This window comes from Gallibacterium genomosp. 1, from assembly GCF_001678575.1.
GTDB lineage: Bacteria > Pseudomonadota > Gammaproteobacteria > Enterobacterales > Pasteurellaceae > Gallibacterium.
This window is the reverse complement of sequence record NZ_JTJP01000064.1, coordinates 1-16,768: the sequence shown is the minus strand read 5'-3', so window position 1 is coordinate 16,768 and position 16,768 is coordinate 1. Positions and strand designations below refer to the sequence as shown.

The following is a 16,768-nucleotide window of genomic DNA, read 5'->3' as shown; positions in this document are numbered from 1 at the left end:
CTCGTGTTGAAAGTAGAAATCTACCACTTGTTGTTTAAATGTTTGGTTATATTTAGTCATAAAAAATCTGCACCTCTGTATGTTGTTGGATAATAAGTCCAACTTTTGGGGTGCAGATCATATAGTGCATTAATGTCTAGAGAACATAATGATAGTAATATCATTGCTTTTGGAGCTAAAGTAGTAGCACCAGAAAAAGCTTTAGCATTAGCAACATTATGGATAAATACACAATATGAGGGTGGACGTCATCAACAACGTTTGGATATGATAACTCGATTTGAACATCATCAATATTGATATGCTATATCAATAAAGAAAATATTGCTGAAATATTGTCAAATCCTTATACTTTTTAATTAGTCTAAAACGCACGCTAATGTTGGATATTCAGCGTGCGTTTCTTTTCCTAAGCAGAGCAAAATAGGATAGAAATTTAATGAAAAAACAAAAAATCATTTTAGCGACAGGTAACCAAGGAAAAGTCAATGAAATGGCGAATGTCTTAGCAGAATTTGGGTTTGAAGTAGTGGCGCAAACTGCACTAGGAATCGAAAGTCCGGAAGAAACGGGTTTAACATTTGTTGAAAATGCGCTGATTAAGGCTCGACACGCTGCAAAAATCAGTGGATTGCCGGCGATAGCGGATGACTCCGGTTTGGCAGTGGATTATTTAAATGGACAACCGGGATTATATTCGGCTCGTTTTGCCGGAGAACACGCTAGCGATGCAGATAATCGAGCGAAGTTGTTACGCTTGTTGGAAGGTGTTTCAGTAGAAAAACGGAATGCGAAATTTGTCAGTTGTATTGTGTTATTGCGATCAGCGGATGATCCAGTACCGATTATTGCTCAGGGAGAGTGTGAGGGAGTGATTACCGAACAAGAGATTGGAGAAAATGGCTTTGGTTATGACTCGTTATTCTTTTATTCTGAAAAACAAGCGACTTTTGCACAATTGAGTAAGGCGGAGAAACAGCAGATTTCACATCGGGCAAGAGCGTTAATTAAGTTACAACAGCAATTAAAATGATAGTTTTACCTCCTCTCAGTTTATATATTCATATTCCTTGGTGTGTGCAGAAATGCCCTTATTGTGATTTTAATTCGCATGCACAAAAAGGCGAAATTCCGGAACAGCAGTATATTCAACATTTGCTGGCGGATTTAAATCAACAGCTCAAATTTGTTCAGCAGCGGCAATTACATTCTATTTTCCTTGGTGGAGGTACTCCCAGCTTATTTTCTGCGGAAAGTATTAATTTTTTATTAGCCCAAATTGCACAGCGTATTCCATTTAGTCGGAATATTGAAATTACCTTGGAGGCTAATCCTGGGACAGCAGAAGCGCAACGTTTTTTAGGATATCGCCAGGCAGGAGTAACACGGCTTTCTATGGGAGTGCAGAGTTTTCACGATCAACAGTTACAACTGTTGGGACGTATTCATAACAGTAATGAAGCGAAAAAAGCAGTAACTTTTGCTAAATCGGCTGGATTTACACGTTTTAATTTGGATTTAATGCACGGATTGCCGAATCAAAGTGTAGATGAGGCATTGTCGGATTTGGCGCAAGCGATAGCATTGGCACCACCTCATCTTTCTTGGTATCAATTAACAATTGAACCGAATACACTGTTTGCTAGCAAACCACCTCGTCTGCCGAATGATGATGATCTTTGGAAAATTTTTGAATCAGGGCATCAAAAGTTGCTTGCCGCCGGTTATCAGCAGTATGAAACATCAGCATATGCAAAACCAGGTTTTCAATGTGAACACAATTTAAATTATTGGCGATTCGGTGATTATTTAGCGATTGGTTGTGGTGCGCACGGTAAAGTGAGTTTTAAAGATGGTCAAATTTTACGTTATTCTCAAACCAAACATCCGAGAGGTTATTTGCAGGGACAATACCGTTATCAACAGCATTATGTGGAATTGGAAGATCGTCCGTTTGAATTTTTTATGAATCGTTTTAGATTGTTGGAAGCTGTACCGAAAGTGGATTTTGAACAATTTACTGGATTAGGTTTGAATGTGATTGAAAAGCAGATAGACGAAGCATTAAAACAGGATTATATTGTAGAACGGGCAAAGAGCTGGCAAATTACTGAACACGGTAAACTATTTCTAAATGATTTGCTGACGCTTTTTTTATCAAACTCTTCTGGCGATTAAAATTTATTCAATAGTAAACTTGATCTTATGCGGAAAGAGTTAATGTTTTACCGAACGAGCAATTTATTGGACAATGCTGTATATGTTGTTCTATGAATTGAAATACCAAAAGTTGAATGAAAGGATGGCAAAATGGATCAATTAACAATGAAGAAAATGGCAGCAAATGCGGCATTACAATATGTAAAAGCAGATACAATTGTTGGTGTAGGTAGCGGCTCCACAGTAAATTGTTTTATTGAAGCATTAGGAACAATTAAACATAAAATTAAAGGTGCGGTAGCAGCCTCAAAAAATTCGGAAGAATTGTTGCTTGCACAGGGTATTGAAGTGTTCAGTGCCAATGATGTTTCCGGCTTAGATATTTATGTTGACGGAGCAGATGAAATTACACCGCATAAAATGATGATTAAAGGCGGTGGTGCGGCATTAACCCGAGAAAAAATTGTGGCAGCATTGGCAAAAACATTTATCTGTATTGTCGATCGTTCTAAACAGGTGGATGTGTTAGGTTCAACTTTCCCATTGCCAGTTGAAGTGATTCCAATGGCACGTTCTCAAGTTGCGCGTAAATTAGTGGCGTTGGGTGGCTCGCCGGAATATCGTGAAGGGGTAGTTACTGATAACGGCAATATTATTTTGGATGTACACAATTTTAAAATTCTTAACCCTGTTGAAATGGAGAAAGAGTTAAATAATGTTGCTGGTGTGGTAACTAATGGCATCTTTGCATTGCGTCCGGCAGATATCGTGATTGTTGGTAGCCCTGATGGAGCACAAATTCTCAAATAGATTTCACACATATAATAAAGGAAAATGCAAATATGACAGCTAAAGTATCATTAGATAAAGCAAAAATTAAATTCTTGTTGTTGGAGGGTGTGCACGAGAGTGCATTAGAGGTGTTACATAATGCCGGTTATTCCAATATCGAATATCATAAAAAAGCCCTTGATGAAGAAGAGTTAATTGAAGCGATTAAAGATGCTCATTTCATCGGTATCCGTTCCCGTACTCATTTAACTGAAAAAGTGTTGCAGCACGCACATAAATTAATTGCAATTGGTTGTTTCTGTATCGGTACTAACCAAGTGGATTTAGAAGCAGCAAAACAGCGTGGTATTCCGGTATTTAACGCACCATTTTCAAATACTCGTTCGGTAGCAGAATTGGTTTTAGGTGAGATGTTGTTGTTAATGCGCAATGTGCCGAAAGCAAATTTTGAGGTGCATCGAGGGGTATGGAATAAATCAGCAGCAGGTTCAAACGAAGCAAGAGGTAAAATCCTTGGCATTATCGGTTATGGTCATATTGGCTCGCAATTGAGTGTAATTGCCGAATCGCTTGGAATGCGTGTTTATTTTTATGATATTGAAAATAAATTGCCATTGGGTAATGCACAACAGGTTCGCACTTTGGAAGAGTTATTAACAATGAGCGATGTGGTTTCTTTACACGTACCAGAAAACAGCTCTACTAAAAATTTGATGAGTGCAGAGCGTATCGCACAATTGAAACAAGGGGCAATTTTGATAAATGCCGCCCGTGGAACCGTGTTGGATATTGATGCTTTAACCAAAGCATTGGAAGCTGGAAAATTACGTGGCGCAGCAATTGATGTATTCCCAAAAGAGCCGGCTTCTATTAATGAAGCGTTTGAATCACCGTTATGCCGTTTTGAGAATGTGATTTTAACTCCACATATCGGCGGTTCAACTTCTGAAGCACAAGAGAATATAGGTACGGAAGTGGCAAGTAAATTTGTCAAATATTCTGACAATGGCTCAACTGTTACTGCAGTGAATTTCCCTGAAGTGTCATTGCCGAGCCACAGTTTAGTGAAAGCAAAAAGGTTATTGCATATTCACCATAATCGTCCGGGTATTTTAAATAAAATTAACCAAATTTTTGTGGATAACGGTGTCAATATTGCTGCTCAATATTTGCAGACTGATGAAACAATCGGTTATGTTGTGATTGATGTTGAATCAGAAAACACAGAAAGTTTACAGCAAAAATTGAAGCAGATTGACGGCACAATTAAGGCGAGAGTTTTGTATTAGGTTTTTTACTTTGTATAGAGCATATGTAATTTAAAATAGAAGCAGCTCTTATTGTTAAGTAAGAGCTGTTTTAGCTTAAATTGTTCAGAGTGTGTTCATAACGAAAGAGTTACTATTATGGCTTTGTTAATTGATAGCATCAAAAAATAGTAAAATATAATTGATTTATGAAGTATTAGGTTTGTAAAATAAAAAATTTGGGGCTGTACTAGATAACTAGAATAAATTCTGCTTTACTAAATGTTCTAAAATGGAAATTTGAACTTTTATTTCACTGTGGTTAAAACGCCATTCACATTCCTTCAAATACAGTTCAAAATGCTCTTTGGGAATGCCGTTAAACTTCCGTAAGTGGCGTTTTGCCTGATTCCAAAAGTTCTCAATTCCGTTAATATGATTTTGTCGTTCAGCAAAATGTGTGCTGTGATTGATGCGAAAGTGGCTAAACTCACTCACATCAAGTACATCATAGCTTTTGTAACAATCAGTATAAACAATACTGTCAGGCTTTACCTGCTCACGTATTATCAGCAATAAAGTGGCAGTTTGCGTATTGGGCACAGCAACGGTGTAAACCTTGCCGTTGCGCTTCAGAAGCCCGAATACAGCCACTTTGCCGGCTCCCCGCGACCGCGTTTGCCTTTGCGCTGTCCGCCAAAATAGCTTTCATCAACCTCTACTTCGCCATCAAACATTTCCAGATGCGGGCTGTTATGGAAAATCAGTAAACGTAAACGATGAAAATAATAGGCAGCAGTGTTTTTATTAACGCCGGCTAATTGAGCTGCAGTGCGAGCACTAACACCCGCAATAAACAGTTCAATCAGTTTGTTTTGCTTGTACTGACTTAAACGACTTCTTCTCATAGGGATTATTCTAACCTGAAATTAGATTTCCCTAGTTATCTAGTACAGCCCCTTAAATATTTGTTTAAAACACCGTTTGGAGCAATTCAAGCGGTGTTTTTGTGTGGAAATTTTGCAAAAATGAACTTTCAGGCTGCCTGAAAAACATTATCCTTTATCTTTAATACTTTTAATGATTTGACAATTTTCAATTTCTTTATTTTGACAACCAATAATTTGTTCCAAAAATGATTTAACTTCTTGTAATTGCTTAATTTGTTCGTTGATATGTGATAAATGTTTTTGGGTTAATTCATCAACATCATCACATTGATGATTGGGAGTTGTTTGAAATGTCAATAAGACCTGAATGTCATTTAAAGAAAAACCGATATTGCGACAAGTTTTAATAAAGCGTAATTGTTCTAGCTGATTTTCATCAAAAACTCGGTAGCCATTAGCTTGAAAAGTTGGCTTGATTAAGCCTTGTTTTTCATAATAACGAATGGTTTCTAAATGCACGCCTGTTTGTTCACTGGCTTGTTTAATTTGAAAAATTTTTGACATTGTACTTGACTCTGTAATAACTACGGAGTTTATATTATAGCAAATTTCAATCATCTTTCGGAGTTTGTTATGGCGTGCCAAAGTTGTTGCAGTTCAAATCAGCCCATTCATCAATCACCCAAGTACAAAAAAGCCTTGTGGATTGTCTTGATATTAAATTTATCAATGTTCTTTGTGGAAATTGTAATGGGGATTAAATCGGGTTCAACTTCGCTGTTGTCGGACAGCTTGGATTTCTTGGGCGATAGTGCCAATTATTTGATAAGTTTGATTGTTTTGCCAATGGCATTAAGTTACCGTGCCAAAGCATCTATGGTTAAGGGGCTAACGATGGGCGTTTTTGGCTTATTTATTTTAATTACAACCATTTATCGTGCGTTTTATGGGGAAATTCCCAGTTATAGCGAAATGAGTATTGTGGGATTTTTAGCGTTATTGGTGAATGTGTCGGCATTGTTGATATTATTAAAATTCCGTGATGGCGACAGTAATGTCCGAAGTGTATGGGTATGTTCTCGCAATGATGCGATTGGTAATGTGGCAGTGATTTTGGCTGGCATAGCAGTTTATTTTTTTCAATCAAAATATCCTGATTTAATTGTGGCGTTTATTTTGGCATTTTTAGCATTACAAGCCAGTCAAGAAATCATCAAAAGGGCTTGGGTGGAAGTAAAAGTCAGTTAATTTATAAACACCGTTTGAATTTGATTTTCAAGCGGTGTTTTTGTTTGAGAATTTTGCAAAATAACTTTCAGGCAGCCTGAAAAACCTACACCCCTTTATTTTCCAGCGATTTTCGGTTTATCCACCACACCAGCGACAACATCACAGGCACTTCAACCAACACGCCCACCACCGTTGCCAATGCCGCCCCTGAATTTAAACCAAATAAAGCAATCGCCACCGCCACCGCCAATTCAAAAAAATTGCTTGTGCCGATTAAGCAAGCAGGGGCGGAAATGGCGTGGGGCAATTTAAGCCATTTTGCCCAAATCGCACTCAAGGCAAAAATGCCGTAAGTCTGCACCAATAAAGGAATGGCAATCAGCAGGATAATCATCGGCTTATCCACAATGGTTTGTGCCTGAAACGCAAACAACAGCACCACCGTCAATAACAATCCCAAGATAGACAAAGGCTTAAAACGCTGGCTGAATTGGCGAATTTTGTGTTCATCTTGCAAAGATTTGCGAGTGGCAACTCCCACAAGCAAAGGCAACACCAAATACAGCAACACGCTAAAAAACAGCGTATCCCACGGGATTGTGATGTCGTTGATACCCAAAAGTAGCCCAGCAATCGGGGCAAAGGCAAAAATCATAATCACATCATTTAAAGACACTTGCACCAGCGTGTAATTGGGGTCGCCTTTGACCAGTTGAGACCAAACAAAAACCATTGCCGTACAAGGTGCAACCCCAAGCAAAATCATACCTGCAATGTATTCGTTTGCCGATTGTTCATCTACCCAGCCAGCAAAAAACACCTTAAAAAACAACCAGCCAACAAGTGCCATCGTAAAAGGCTTAATCAACCAATTCACCGTTAAAGTCAGCCACAGCCCTTTGGGATTGTGGCGGATATTTTTAATGGCAAGCCAGTCAATTTGTATCATCATCGGATAAATCATCAGCCAAATCAGCACCGCAATCGGCAAATTGATTTGAGCCACCTGCATTGTGGCAATCCATTGAAAATAAGGCGTAAACCAAATACCCAGCCCCACGCCAAGCAAAATCGCCAACCCCACCCACACACTCAAAAATCGTTCAAAAATGCCCATTTTATGCCCCTTGTACGCGGATGATTTCGCCATCTTCTTTGACAAAATCACTGTGTAATACCACAGGTGAAATGCTCAGAAACACTTCGCTTGGACGGCACAAACGCACGCCTTTTTCGGTGATGACAATCGGGCGGTTGATTAAAATGGGGGCGGTTAGCATTGCCTTGATGATGTCGTTGTCACTCACCTCGTTGTCCAAATTAAATTGTTGATATTCAGGCACATTACTTCGCAAAAGCTCTCTGGGCGTGATGTTCATTTGCTTAATCAGTTGGCGTAGTGTGCGTTCATCGGGCGGGGTGTCCAGATAATGAATAATGGTCGGCTCAATGCCCAAATGGCGAATCAAAGCCAGCGTGTTGCGAGAAGTACCACATTTGGGATTGTGATAAATGCTGATTGGGTGCATAGTATGTTCCTTACTTCAAGAGTTATTGAAATGAATGGGCAAAAAAATTTGCTAACACGATTGGCAAAATTTTTCGCAATCGCCACCGCTTGCGTTTTCACAACAGCGATGCAATAAAAACTCAATCAAGCCGTTCATCATCGCCAAATTGGCGAAATAACGGACAAATTTTCCCTGCTGTTCACTGTAAACAAGGTTGGCGTTTGCCAAAGTTTTTAAGTGAAACGACAGATTATTGGGGGCAAGATTGAGCTGTTTTGCCAAATCGCCCGCCACCATACCACGCCCCCCTTCGGCGGTCAGAGCTTGGAAAATGGCAAGGCGTGTGGGCGAAGCAAGACTTTCAAACAGTTTGCTGGCGTGTTCGGTGTTCATATTCATAGGCGGTTAGTATAGCAGGGTGTGTTTTTCATTTCAATAGGTATTGAAATGATGTTTGTGTGTTCAGGTAGCCTGAAAAATTTAATGAAATGATTGCCGATAATCGAATTTGGTTTGGAGTAAAAGGCAATAATGTTCCCTGCATTAAACAATTTTTGTCTGAAGTAAAACAAGGGAGAACAAGCTCAACCATTTGGGAATATGATGAAGTTGGACATACGGATTCTGCTAATAGGGCTTTAAAAGAACTGATGGGTGGAAAACAGTTTTTTGATTATCCTAAGCCTGTTGATTTGATCAAACAAATATTGATTTTAGGTGGAAATGCTAATTCGTTGATCCTCGACTTCTTCGCAGGCTCTGCCACCACCGCCCACGCGGTGATGCAACTCAATGCCGAAGATGACGGAAATCGCCGTTTTATTTGCGTGCAGCTGCCTGAAAAAACGAACGAACAATCCGAAGCCTTTAAAGCAGGTTTTCACACCATTGCCGAAATATCCAAAGAACGCATTCGCCGTGCGGGCAAGCAAATCGCCGAACAATATCCTAATCAAACCATAGATACGGGTTTTAAAGCCTTTAAACTTTCAGTCAGCCATTTCAAACAATGGCAAACGCCCACAGAACAGGATTTAGAAAAGCAATTGCAAATGTTTATTGACCCTGTGGCAGAGAACACCGACACGCAAGCGATGATGTATGAATTATTATTGCGTTTGGGCTTTAGTCTCACGGCAAAAGTGCGGTGGGAAAATCAAGTGTATTGGGTGGAAGAAAACCATCAGCGCGTGGCATTGATATTAAACGAAGTGAATGAATCAATAATCAATGATGTGATGGCACGCCAACCGCAAAAAGTGGTGATGCTGGATCGTTTATTTAACGGCGATGACGCATTCAAGAAAAATACCGAATTGCAAATGAGCGATGCGAATATTGCTTTATGGGTGATTTAAGGAGAAGAAAATGCAGCTTCAATTTGAAACCTTAGATTATCAATTGCAGGCGGTTGATGCGGTGGTGCAATTATTTAAAGGGCAAGGGAACGCCCAAGAAGAGGGATTGGTTTTAACCAGCCCAAATGCGGAGAATATTAGGGGAAATCGCCCTTTGCAGTTGAATGAAGCGGTTTTGCAAAACAATTTACACGAGCAACAAAATAAAGCAAAAACCGACCGCACTTTGATTGCCGAGCAGGGCAAAAATTTCACCGTTGAAATGGAAACGGGAACGGGCAAAACCTATGTGTATTTACGCACCATTTTTGAATTAAATAAACAATATGGCTGGCAAAAATTTGTGATTGTGGTGCCAAGCGTTGCTATTCGCGAGGGCGTATTGCACACCTTGCGTGCTACCGAATCCCATTTTGCTACGGTGTTTGATAATCCGAGCGTGAAATACAGCGAATATAAAAGCACGCAATTAACCGCATTAAAAAACTTTTCCCAAAGCAACCATATTGATATTTTGGTGATCAATATTGATGCTTTCGCGAAAGAAAACAATGTGATGAATATGGTTCGAGAAAGTGGCATTGCACCGATTGAACATATTCAGATGGCATCGCCCATTGTGATCATTGATGAACCGCAAAATATGGAAACCGAAACCCGCCGTAAAGCGATTGAAAGTTTAAAGCCACTGTTTACCTTGCGTTATTCCGCCACACACAAAAATGCCTACAATCCCGTTTACAGCCTCAATCCCGTGCAAGCCTACGAATTGGGCTTGGTGAAGCAAATTGAGGTGGACAGCGTACTGGCAAACAATGATTTAAACGGTGTTTATCTTTCCTTAAAAGAAATCAAAACGGGCAAAAAAAGCTGGTCAGCCAAAATTGAATTATTGGTGAACGACAAAAAGGCGATGAAGAAAAAAGCCATCACTGTCAAGCCCAATCAAGATTTATTCGAGCTTTCCAATCAAAATGAACAATACTGCAATGGCTTTATTTTGAGCGGAATGGACACCGATCAGCAAATGGTTTCCTTTGCCAATGGCGTGGAAATTTATCAAGGAACGGATTATTCCCAATTAAAAGACGAAATTCAGCAAATGCAAATCCGCCGCACCATCGCCGAGCATTTGCAAAAAGAGAAAAAATTGCGTGAGCAAGGCATTAAAGTGCTTTCCCTCTTTTTTATCGACAAGGTGGATAATTACCGCAATGGCGGTAAATTCGCCCAATGGTTTGATATTATTTATCGCGAACTTTCAGGCAGCGATCCGCAAGGCGTGCATAATGGCTATTTTTCCCAAGATAAAAAAGGCAATGCCAAAGACACCAATGGCAGCACACAAGCGGATAACGACACCTATCGCCTTATTATGAAAGACAAAGAACGGCTATTGGATTTAAATAACCCGTTGCGGTTTATTTTTTCTCATTCCGCATTAAAAGAGGGCTGGGACAATCCGAATGTGTTTCAGATTTGCACCTTAAACGATACCGCCAGCGAAATAAAAAAACGCCAAGAAATCGGGCGTGGATTAAGGCTGCCTGTGAATCAGCAGGGGCAACGGATTTATGATCGCCGCCAAAATATCCTCACTGTGATTGCCAATGAAAGCTATGAACAATTTGCTGCCAGCCTTCAGCGTGAAATTGAAGAAGAATGCGGCGTGCAGTTTGCCAAGAGCAATATCAAAAAACGTGAAGATAAAAAACAGGTTCAATATCGCAAAGATTTTAGCCTACACCCTGACTTTGAACAGATTTGGAAACGCATTCAATATCAAACCACTTATCGGGTGAAGTTTGAACAACAAGAGTTAATTAAAAGTGCGGTGGAAAAAATTCGCAAAATGCCGCCTATTGAAGCGATACAAATCCGCCACGAAAAAGCCCATTTAACCATCAATGAACAAGGCATAAGCACACAATATCGCTCAACAGGGGCAACCAATGTGCGTGCTTCATTCCATATTCCTGACCTGCTCAATGCCTTGCAAAAGAAAACAGGCTTAACACGAATCAGCTTATGCACCATTTTGCAACGATCGCAAAGGCTGCCTGAAGTCTTCCATAATCCACAACAGTTTATTGATTTAGTTGCTGAAAAAATCAACCTTGCGTTACAGCAAATCATGGCAGAGGGCGTGGAATACCGCAAAATCACCGGTAAAACCTATGCAATGACGCTATTTCAGGATTTTGAATTTTTTAAAAATGATCACACTTTTGCAGTGGCAGAAAAACAAAAAACCATTTATGAAAACTATATTCCGCTAGATTCCCAAACCGAATATCAATTTGCTAAAGATTGTGAAACCAGCGAAGAAGTGGAATTTTATTTTAAGCTGCCTGAAAAATTTAAAATCCCGACCCCATTGGGCAATTACAACCCCGATTGGGCAGTGGTGTTTAAAGGTGAAAACAAAATCTATTTTGTGGCAGAAACCAAAAATACAGGAGAGGGCATTCAACGCGGTGTGGCGGAAGAAAAATTACGCGAAAGCGAGCAAATGAAAATTGCTTATGCCCTCAAAAATTTTGATTGTTTGCGGTCTGAATATTCTGATTTGGATTATTGCGTGATTGAAAAAGTATCGGAGCTGTCAGAGAAATTATAAGGAAAAATAGGATTTATCAGTTGCTTTGTATGAATTTGTGATCTTTTAGATTTTTATACAGTTTTAATTATAAAACATTAATTCTTTTGAAAAGATAGGGCAATGTTACCCTATCTTTTCAAATAGTTATTATGCGTTTTCCACTTTATTCTTAATAAATTCAATCGCTTTTTGAATACGATTTAAGCAGCGTTCTCTGCCGATAAGTTCGAGGGTAATATCCAATGATGGAGATTGACCGGCACCGGTAACGGCAACACGCAACGGCATACCGACTTTACCCATTCCGACTTCTAATTCAGCAGCGGTTTGTTCGATCACTTGATGTAATTCGTGAGCTTTCCATTCCGGAAGTTGACGCAATTTTTCTAATGCAACGCTTAATGGCTGAATAGCCGCAGCTTTGAAATGTTTTTTCGCTGCAGCTTCATCAAATTCACTGAAATCTTCATAGAAATAACGGCTGGATGCTGCCATTTCTTTTAGGGTCTTGCAACGTTCACCTAATGCTTTGACGATTTCGGTTAATTCTGGTCCATTTTGGGTATTAATTTTTTGCTCTTCCATATGCCATTCAAGATAATGAGCTACCTTTTCTACTGGTAATTCACGGATGTAATGGTGGTTTACCCATTGTAATTTGTCGGTATTAAATGCACTTGCTGAACGGCTAACCTGATGAATATCAAAGAATTTGACCATTTCTTCAATAGAGAAGATTTCCTGATCTCCGTGTCCCCATCCTAAACGTACTAAATAATTTAATAATGCTTCCGGTAAATAACCTTCATCACGATACTGCATTACATTAACTGCACCGTGACGCTTGGATAATTTTTGCCCATCATCACCTAAAATCATTGAAACGTGTGCATATTGTGGCACAGGTGCGCCAAGTGCTTTTAAGATATTGATTTGGCGTGGGGTGTTGTTGATGTGATCTTCACCACGCACAACGTGAGTGATGCCCATATCCCAGTCATCAACTACAACACAGAAATTGTAAGTTGGTGAGCCGTCGGTGCGGCGGATGATTAAATCATCAAGTTCGCTGTTGCTGATTTCGATTTTTCCACGCACGGCATCATCAAAAATCACTGAACCTTCGGTCGGGTTTTTAAAACGAACAACGTGAGGTTCGCTCGGATCGTGATGTGTGTGATCGTGTAAGCAATGGCGATCATAGCGTGGTTTTTCTTTATTTTTTTCCTGCTGTTCGCGCAAGTTTTCCAAACGTTCTTTAGTACAATAACAACGATAAGCTAAACCTTGTTCTAACATTTGATCAATCACTTGATTATAACGATCAAAGCGTTTAGTTTGGTAATAAGGACCGTGATCCCAAGATAAGCTCAGCCACTCCATACTTTCTAAAATAGCATCAACTGCCTGCTGGGTGGAACGCTCCAAGTCGGTGTCTTCGATACGAAGTACAAATTCACCTTGATTGTGTTTGGCGTATAACCAAGAGTAAAGTGCGGTTCTTGCTCCGCCAACGTGTAAATAGCCTGTTGGACTTGGTGCAAAACGGGTACGTACTGTTATATTTGGATCTAAATTAAATAGTTTTTCGATTTCCATTATATTCTGCCTACAAATAAAAAATAAAAAATAAAAAATAAAAAATAAAAAACGGCTCTATTCTACTATGAGTTAGCATTATTCTTAATAAAAACTTGATATTTATGTTTACTTTTAGAACAGTTAGCAAATGAAAATCAAAAAGCGATTGACTGGATATAAATTATAATTATAATGCCACGAACACAAAATATGGGCGATTAGCTCAGTTGGGAGAGCACCTCCCTTACAAGGAGGGGGTCACTGGTTCGAGACCGGTATCGCCCACCATATTTTGTTAGTTGTCATAAGGGCGATTAGCTCAGTTGGGAGAGCACCTCCCTTACAAGGAGGGGGTCACTGGTTCGAGACCGGTATCGCCCACCACTTATGACAATCACCCAATATTAACAATGTGGGCGATTAGCTCAGTTGGGAGAGCACCTCCCTTACAAGGAGGGGGTCACTGGTTCGAGACCGGTATCGCCCACCACTATTGTTAGTAGCAACGAATTTCTATTCGGGCGATTAGCTCAGTTGGGAGAGCACCTCCCTTACAAGGAGGGGGTCACTGGTTCGAGACCGGTATCGCCCACCATCTTATCCTTCGTTAATATTTCTATTTAAAGTTAATTTATTCTTGCTGATGAAAATGGTAAGGTATCGTCTATTGTTCTACCCTATAGATAACTTTTTATGCAACCCAATCTTTATATCGGAATGATGTCTGGCACTAGCCTTGATGGTGTAGATACCGTTATTGTTGATTTCTCAAACGCTTTCCCTCGAATAGTGACCTCATTATATGCGCCTATGCCACAGGACTTACGCGATGATTTGACAGATTTAATGCGTGGCGTGACAACTTTGCAGAAACTGGGTGAAATTGAGCAACGGTTATCTTGGCTTTATGTTGAGCAAGTTAGACAGATTTTGCAGCAACAAAGATTAGCAGCAGAGCAGATTATTGCGATTGGTTGTCACGGACAGACAGTTTGGCACGCTCCAATGGGAAAATATCCGTTCACAGTGCAACTGGTAGACGGTAATTTATTAGCGGCACAAACAGGAATTACCACAATAACTGATTTTCGACGTAAAGATATAGCGTATGGCGGTCAGGGTGCGCCGTTAGTACCGGCATTTCATCAAGCGATTTTTTCTAATCCGAAACATTTAACCGTATTGCTCAATATTGGCGGTATCAGTAATGTCACTATTTTATATCCGGACGGAACAGTAAGTGGTTTTGATACCGGACCGGGCAACACTTTGATGGACAACTGGATTAAATTGCATCATGGTAGAAACTTCGATCAAAACGGTGAATGGGCAGCACAAGGTCAAGTGAATAAGGCATTATTACAAAGCTGTTTGCGAACCGAGTATTTCCATCAGTTACCACCGAAAAGTACAGGACGAGAACTGTTTAATTTACCTTGGTTACAACAAAAACTTGATGCATTACCGCAAATTGCTGCTGTTGATGTACAAGCAACGTTATTGGAATTAACAGCACAGACAATAGTTGAACAATTACCGAAATTACAAACTGAAACAATGTTATGGGTGTTCGGTGGCGGTGCGAATAATCCGGTTTTAATGCAACGTTTGCAGGATTTATTGCCGAATTGGCGAATCAGAAATAGTAATCAGAGTGGCATTGATGCCGATTTTATGGAAGCCACTGCTTTTGCGTGGTTGGCATATCGTACCATAAATCATCAAAGCGGTAATTTGCCCTCTGTAACAGGAGCAAGCAAAAACGCAATTTTAGGAGCAATTCATTTAGCGGATAAGATTAATAATAAGGATTTATGATGACTTCTCTTTTTAAAACTTTGGAACAACTCACTTCTGAACAACGTAATATCTCTTCGTTAAATCTAGATCAACTTTCTGCATTAGAAATCGTTCAGTTAATGAATCAGGAAGATCAAAAAGTAGCATTAGCAGTGAACGACCAATTAGTTCAAATTGCACAGGCAGTTGAAGTTATTGTTAGTACCTTTCAGCAAGGTGGTCGCCTTATTTATCAAGGTGCAGGAACAAGTGGTCGATTAGGAGTTTTGGATGCGTCCGAATGTCCACCGACGTTTGGCGTGCCGTTTGGGCAAGTTATCGGCTTGATCGCAGGTGGTGACAGGGCGATACGGAAAGCAGTAGAAAATGCGGAGGATAACAGCGAGGCTGGTAAAGTGGATTTAATGCAGGTTCAGCTTTCAGACAAAGATGTGGTGGTCGGCTTGGCAGTAAGCGGTCGAACTCCTTATGTATTGGGTGGGTTGGAGTATGCTAAAACCTGTGGGGCGAAAACCATAGCAATTAGCTGTAATGCATATTCAGAGATGTCAAAAATAGCAGATATTTCAATCACGCCGATAGTTGGAGCGGAAGTCTTAACTGGTTCATCCAGGTTAAAAGCTGGAACAGCACAAAAAATGGTGCTGAATATGCTTTCTACCGCCAGTATGGTGTTAATGGGTAAGTGTTACCAAAACTTGATGGTGGATGTGCAAGCGACCAATGAAAAATTGCGGCATCGAGCGGTAAATATTGTGATGCAAGCAACAGAATGTGATCGCGATACCGCAAAGCATTATTTATCATTGGCGGATAATCAGGCGAAATTGGCTATTATGATGATTTTAGGCAATTTAGATAAAGCTCAGGCAAAAGTGTTGTTAGAGCAGTCACAAGGAAGATTACATCAAGCAATACGGAAATTGGAATAGGTTATATTTTAGTCTATAAGCGATAAATATTATTAACAGTATCAAATAGAGTACTGAAACTGTAAAAAACGAACAGTTTTTGCTTGAGATTTAGTCTAACAATAAAAAATACCGTTTTTTTTGAAAAAAAGGCTTGCCAGAAGAAAAAAGATCCCTATAATACGCCTCACTTGCTTAACGATGCCGACTTAGCTCAGCAGGTAGAGCAACTGACTTGTAATCAGTAGGTCACCAGTTCGATTCCGGTAGTCGGCACCATCTTAAAAGTAAGTAGTAGCATTAGCACAGTGGAGGGATTCCCGAGCGGCCAAAGGGAGCAGACTGTAAATCTGCCGGCTCAGCCTTCGAAGGTTCGAATCCTTCTCCCTCCACCATTTTATGATGGGACAGATGAATATAGGTGCGGGCATCGTATAATGGCTATTACCTCAGCCTTCCAAGCTGATGATGCGGGTTCGATTCCCGCTGCCCGCTCCACGCTGATATAGCTCAGTTGGTAGAGCGCACCCTTGGTAAGGGTGAGGTCGGCGGTTCAAATCCGCCTATCAGCACCACCTCTATTTTTCTTTCCTTTTTTATATCCTGTAATTATCTTTGGTTAATGTGGTAATTTACGCCATCGATAACCGTGTTTTTTTAGGGGACTTTCCATGTCTAAAGAAAAA

15 protein-coding genes, 8 tRNA genes and 1 pseudogene are annotated in these 16,768 nt (G+C 40.0%); 18 read left to right on the top strand and 6 right to left on the bottom strand.

Annotated features, from left to right (window positions below):
• Positions 1 to 132 precede the first annotated feature (132 nt).
• From QV04_RS10555 to serA, 5 genes are all read left to right on the top strand, one after another.
• Complete coding sequence (locus QV04_RS10555) at positions 133 to 300, top strand: RpiB/LacA/LacB family sugar-phosphate isomerase (RefSeq protein WP_230585742.1); 168 nt, start codon at positions 133 to 135, stop codon at positions 298 to 300.
• Between the two features lie 139 nt (positions 301 to 439).
• Entirely contained in the window at positions 440 to 1,033 is a 594-nt protein-coding gene (rdgB, locus tag QV04_RS10550; protein ID WP_039090079.1) for an RdgB/HAM1 family non-canonical purine NTP pyrophosphatase, read from the top strand.
• Entirely contained in the window at positions 1,030 to 2,178 is a 1,149-nt protein-coding gene (gene hemW / locus QV04_RS10545) for a radical SAM family heme chaperone HemW (protein WP_039174531.1), read from the top strand. Before rdgB ends, hemW begins: the two co-directional genes overlap by 4 nt.
• A 132-nt stretch (positions 2,179 to 2,310) precedes the next feature.
• A complete protein-coding gene (gene rpiA, locus QV04_RS10540) occupies positions 2,311 to 2,970 on the top strand; it encodes a ribose-5-phosphate isomerase RpiA (RefSeq protein WP_065233447.1) in 660 nt (219 codons plus the stop codon).
• A gap of 32 nt (positions 2,971 to 3,002) precedes the next feature.
• On the top strand, positions 3,003 to 4,241 hold the full coding sequence (gene serA, locus QV04_RS10535; protein WP_065233446.1) for a phosphoglycerate dehydrogenase: 1,239 nt from the start codon (positions 3,003 to 3,005) through the stop codon (positions 4,239 to 4,241).
• A gap of 216 nt (positions 4,242 to 4,457) precedes the next feature.
• On the opposite strand, the pseudogene QV04_RS10530 reads toward serA, so the two are convergent.
• Positions 4,458 to 5,107: pseudogene (locus QV04_RS10530) on the bottom strand (IS1595 family transposase).
• 147 nt (positions 5,108 to 5,254) lie between these two features.
• Positions 5,255 to 5,653, bottom strand: coding sequence for a MerR family transcriptional regulator (locus QV04_RS10525; protein ID WP_013746097.1), 399 nt, complete (start codon positions 5,651 to 5,653; stop codon positions 5,255 to 5,257).
• 69 nt (positions 5,654 to 5,722) lie between these two features.
• On the opposite strand from QV04_RS10525, the gene QV04_RS10520 reads away from it, so the two are divergent.
• Positions 5,723 to 6,337 (top strand): cation transporter, encoded by a 615-nt coding sequence (locus QV04_RS10520; RefSeq protein WP_039096602.1) that lies wholly within the window; start codon positions 5,723 to 5,725, stop codon positions 6,335 to 6,337.
• Between the two features lie 85 nt (positions 6,338 to 6,422).
• Here QV04_RS10520 and arsB read toward each other — a convergent pair whose 3' ends face one another.
• The 3 genes from arsB to QV04_RS10505 are packed head-to-tail and all read right to left on the bottom strand — an operon-like array spanning position 6,423 to position 8,223.
• A complete protein-coding gene (arsB, locus tag QV04_RS10515; protein WP_065233445.1) occupies positions 6,423 to 7,436 on the bottom strand; it encodes an ACR3 family arsenite efflux transporter in 1,014 nt (337 codons plus the stop codon).
• A 1-nt stretch (position 7,437) separates the two neighbouring features.
• Positions 7,438 to 7,848, bottom strand: coding sequence for an arsenate reductase (glutaredoxin) (arsC, locus tag QV04_RS10510; RefSeq protein ID WP_065233444.1), 411 nt, complete (start codon positions 7,846 to 7,848; stop codon positions 7,438 to 7,440).
• Between the two features lie 51 nt (positions 7,849 to 7,899).
• Entirely contained in the window at positions 7,900 to 8,223 is a 324-nt protein-coding gene (locus QV04_RS10505; RefSeq protein ID WP_034293588.1) for an ArsR/SmtB family transcription factor, read from the bottom strand.
• A 95-nt stretch (positions 8,224 to 8,318) separates the two neighbouring features.
• On the opposite strand from QV04_RS10505, the gene QV04_RS10500 reads away from it, so the two are divergent.
• Positions 8,319 to 9,188: a DNA methyltransferase gene (locus QV04_RS10500; RefSeq protein WP_231924877.1), complete on the top strand. Its 870-nt coding sequence runs from the start codon at positions 8,319 to 8,321 to the stop codon at positions 9,186 to 9,188.
• A gap of 10 nt (positions 9,189 to 9,198) precedes the next feature.
• The gene (locus QV04_RS10495) at positions 9,199 to 11,808 is read left to right on the top strand and encodes a DEAD/DEAH box helicase family protein (protein ID WP_065233443.1); all 2,610 of its coding nucleotides are present in this window, start codon (positions 9,199 to 9,201) and stop codon (positions 11,806 to 11,808) included.
• Between the two features lie 129 nt (positions 11,809 to 11,937).
• On the opposite strand, the gene gltX is transcribed toward QV04_RS10495, so the two are convergent.
• On the bottom strand, positions 11,938 to 13,389 hold the full coding sequence (gene gltX / locus QV04_RS10490) for a glutamate--tRNA ligase (RefSeq protein ID WP_065233442.1): 1,452 nt from the start codon (positions 13,387 to 13,389) through the stop codon (positions 11,938 to 11,940).
• Between the two features lie 194 nt (positions 13,390 to 13,583).
• Here gltX and QV04_RS10485 point away from each other — a divergent pair.
• The 10 genes from QV04_RS10485 (at position 13,584) to QV04_RS10440 (ending at position 16,657) form a co-directional block, all read left to right on the top strand.
• Positions 13,584 to 13,659 (top strand) — tRNA-Val (locus tag QV04_RS10485).
• A 20-nt stretch (positions 13,660 to 13,679) separates the two neighbouring features.
• Positions 13,680 to 13,755: transfer RNA gene (locus QV04_RS10480), tRNA-Val, on the top strand.
• A 30-nt stretch (positions 13,756 to 13,785) separates the two neighbouring features.
• Positions 13,786 to 13,861 (top strand) — tRNA-Val (locus QV04_RS10475).
• Positions 13,862 to 13,890: 29 nt separating this feature from the next.
• Positions 13,891 to 13,966 (top strand) — tRNA-Val (locus QV04_RS10470).
• Positions 13,967 to 14,064: 98 nt separating this feature from the next.
• Entirely contained in the window at positions 14,065 to 15,189 is a 1,125-nt protein-coding gene (locus tag QV04_RS10465) for an anhydro-N-acetylmuramic acid kinase (protein ID WP_065230462.1), read from the top strand.
• The gene (murQ, locus tag QV04_RS10460) at positions 15,189 to 16,103 is read left to right on the top strand and encodes an N-acetylmuramic acid 6-phosphate etherase (RefSeq protein ID WP_065230463.1); all 915 of its coding nucleotides are present in this window, start codon (positions 15,189 to 15,191) and stop codon (positions 16,101 to 16,103) included. The genes QV04_RS10465 and murQ overlap by 1 nt, the downstream gene beginning before the upstream one ends.
• Before the next feature lie 182 nt (positions 16,104 to 16,285).
• Positions 16,286 to 16,361, top strand: a tRNA-Thr gene (locus QV04_RS10455).
• 31 nt (positions 16,362 to 16,392) lie between these two features.
• Positions 16,393 to 16,477, top strand: a tRNA-Tyr gene (locus QV04_RS10450).
• Between the two features lie 28 nt (positions 16,478 to 16,505).
• Positions 16,506 to 16,580 (top strand) — tRNA-Gly (locus QV04_RS10445).
• Position 16,581: 1 nt separating this feature from the next.
• Positions 16,582 to 16,657 (top strand) — tRNA-Thr (locus QV04_RS10440).
• Positions 16,658 to 16,768: the final 111 nt, after the last annotated feature.

Coding starts and splice junctions, on each gene's coding strand:
- QV04_RS10555 (WP_230585742.1), top strand. CDS start 133: ATGTCTAGAGAACATAATGATAGTAATATCATTGCTTTTGGAGCTAAA.
- rdgB (WP_039090079.1), top strand. CDS start 440: ATGAAAAAACAAAAAATCATTTTAGCGACAGGTAACCAAGGAAAAGTC.
- hemW (WP_039174531.1), top strand. CDS start 1,030: ATGATAGTTTTACCTCCTCTCAGTTTATATATTCATATTCCTTGGTGT.
- rpiA (WP_065233447.1), top strand. CDS start 2,311: ATGGATCAATTAACAATGAAGAAAATGGCAGCAAATGCGGCATTACAA.
- serA (WP_065233446.1), top strand. CDS start 3,003: ATGACAGCTAAAGTATCATTAGATAAAGCAAAAATTAAATTCTTGTTG.
- QV04_RS10525 (WP_013746097.1), bottom strand. CDS start 5,653: ATGTCAAAAATTTTTCAAATTAAACAAGCCAGTGAACAAACAGGCGTG.
- QV04_RS10520 (WP_039096602.1), top strand. CDS start 5,723: ATGGCGTGCCAAAGTTGTTGCAGTTCAAATCAGCCCATTCATCAATCA.
- arsB (WP_065233445.1), bottom strand. CDS start 7,436: ATGGGCATTTTTGAACGATTTTTGAGTGTGTGGGTGGGGTTGGCGATT.
- arsC (WP_065233444.1), bottom strand. CDS start 7,848: ATGCACCCAATCAGCATTTATCACAATCCCAAATGTGGTACTTCTCGC.
- QV04_RS10505 (WP_034293588.1), bottom strand. CDS start 8,223: ATGAACACCGAACACGCCAGCAAACTGTTTGAAAGTCTTGCTTCGCCC.
- QV04_RS10500 (WP_231924877.1), top strand. CDS start 8,319: ATGATTGCCGATAATCGAATTTGGTTTGGAGTAAAAGGCAATAATGTT.
- QV04_RS10495 (WP_065233443.1), top strand. CDS start 9,199: ATGCAGCTTCAATTTGAAACCTTAGATTATCAATTGCAGGCGGTTGAT.
- gltX (WP_065233442.1), bottom strand. CDS start 13,389: ATGGAAATCGAAAAACTATTTAATTTAGATCCAAATATAACAGTACGT.
- QV04_RS10465 (WP_065230462.1), top strand. CDS start 14,065: ATGCAACCCAATCTTTATATCGGAATGATGTCTGGCACTAGCCTTGAT.
- murQ (WP_065230463.1), top strand. CDS start 15,189: ATGACTTCTCTTTTTAAAACTTTGGAACAACTCACTTCTGAACAACGT.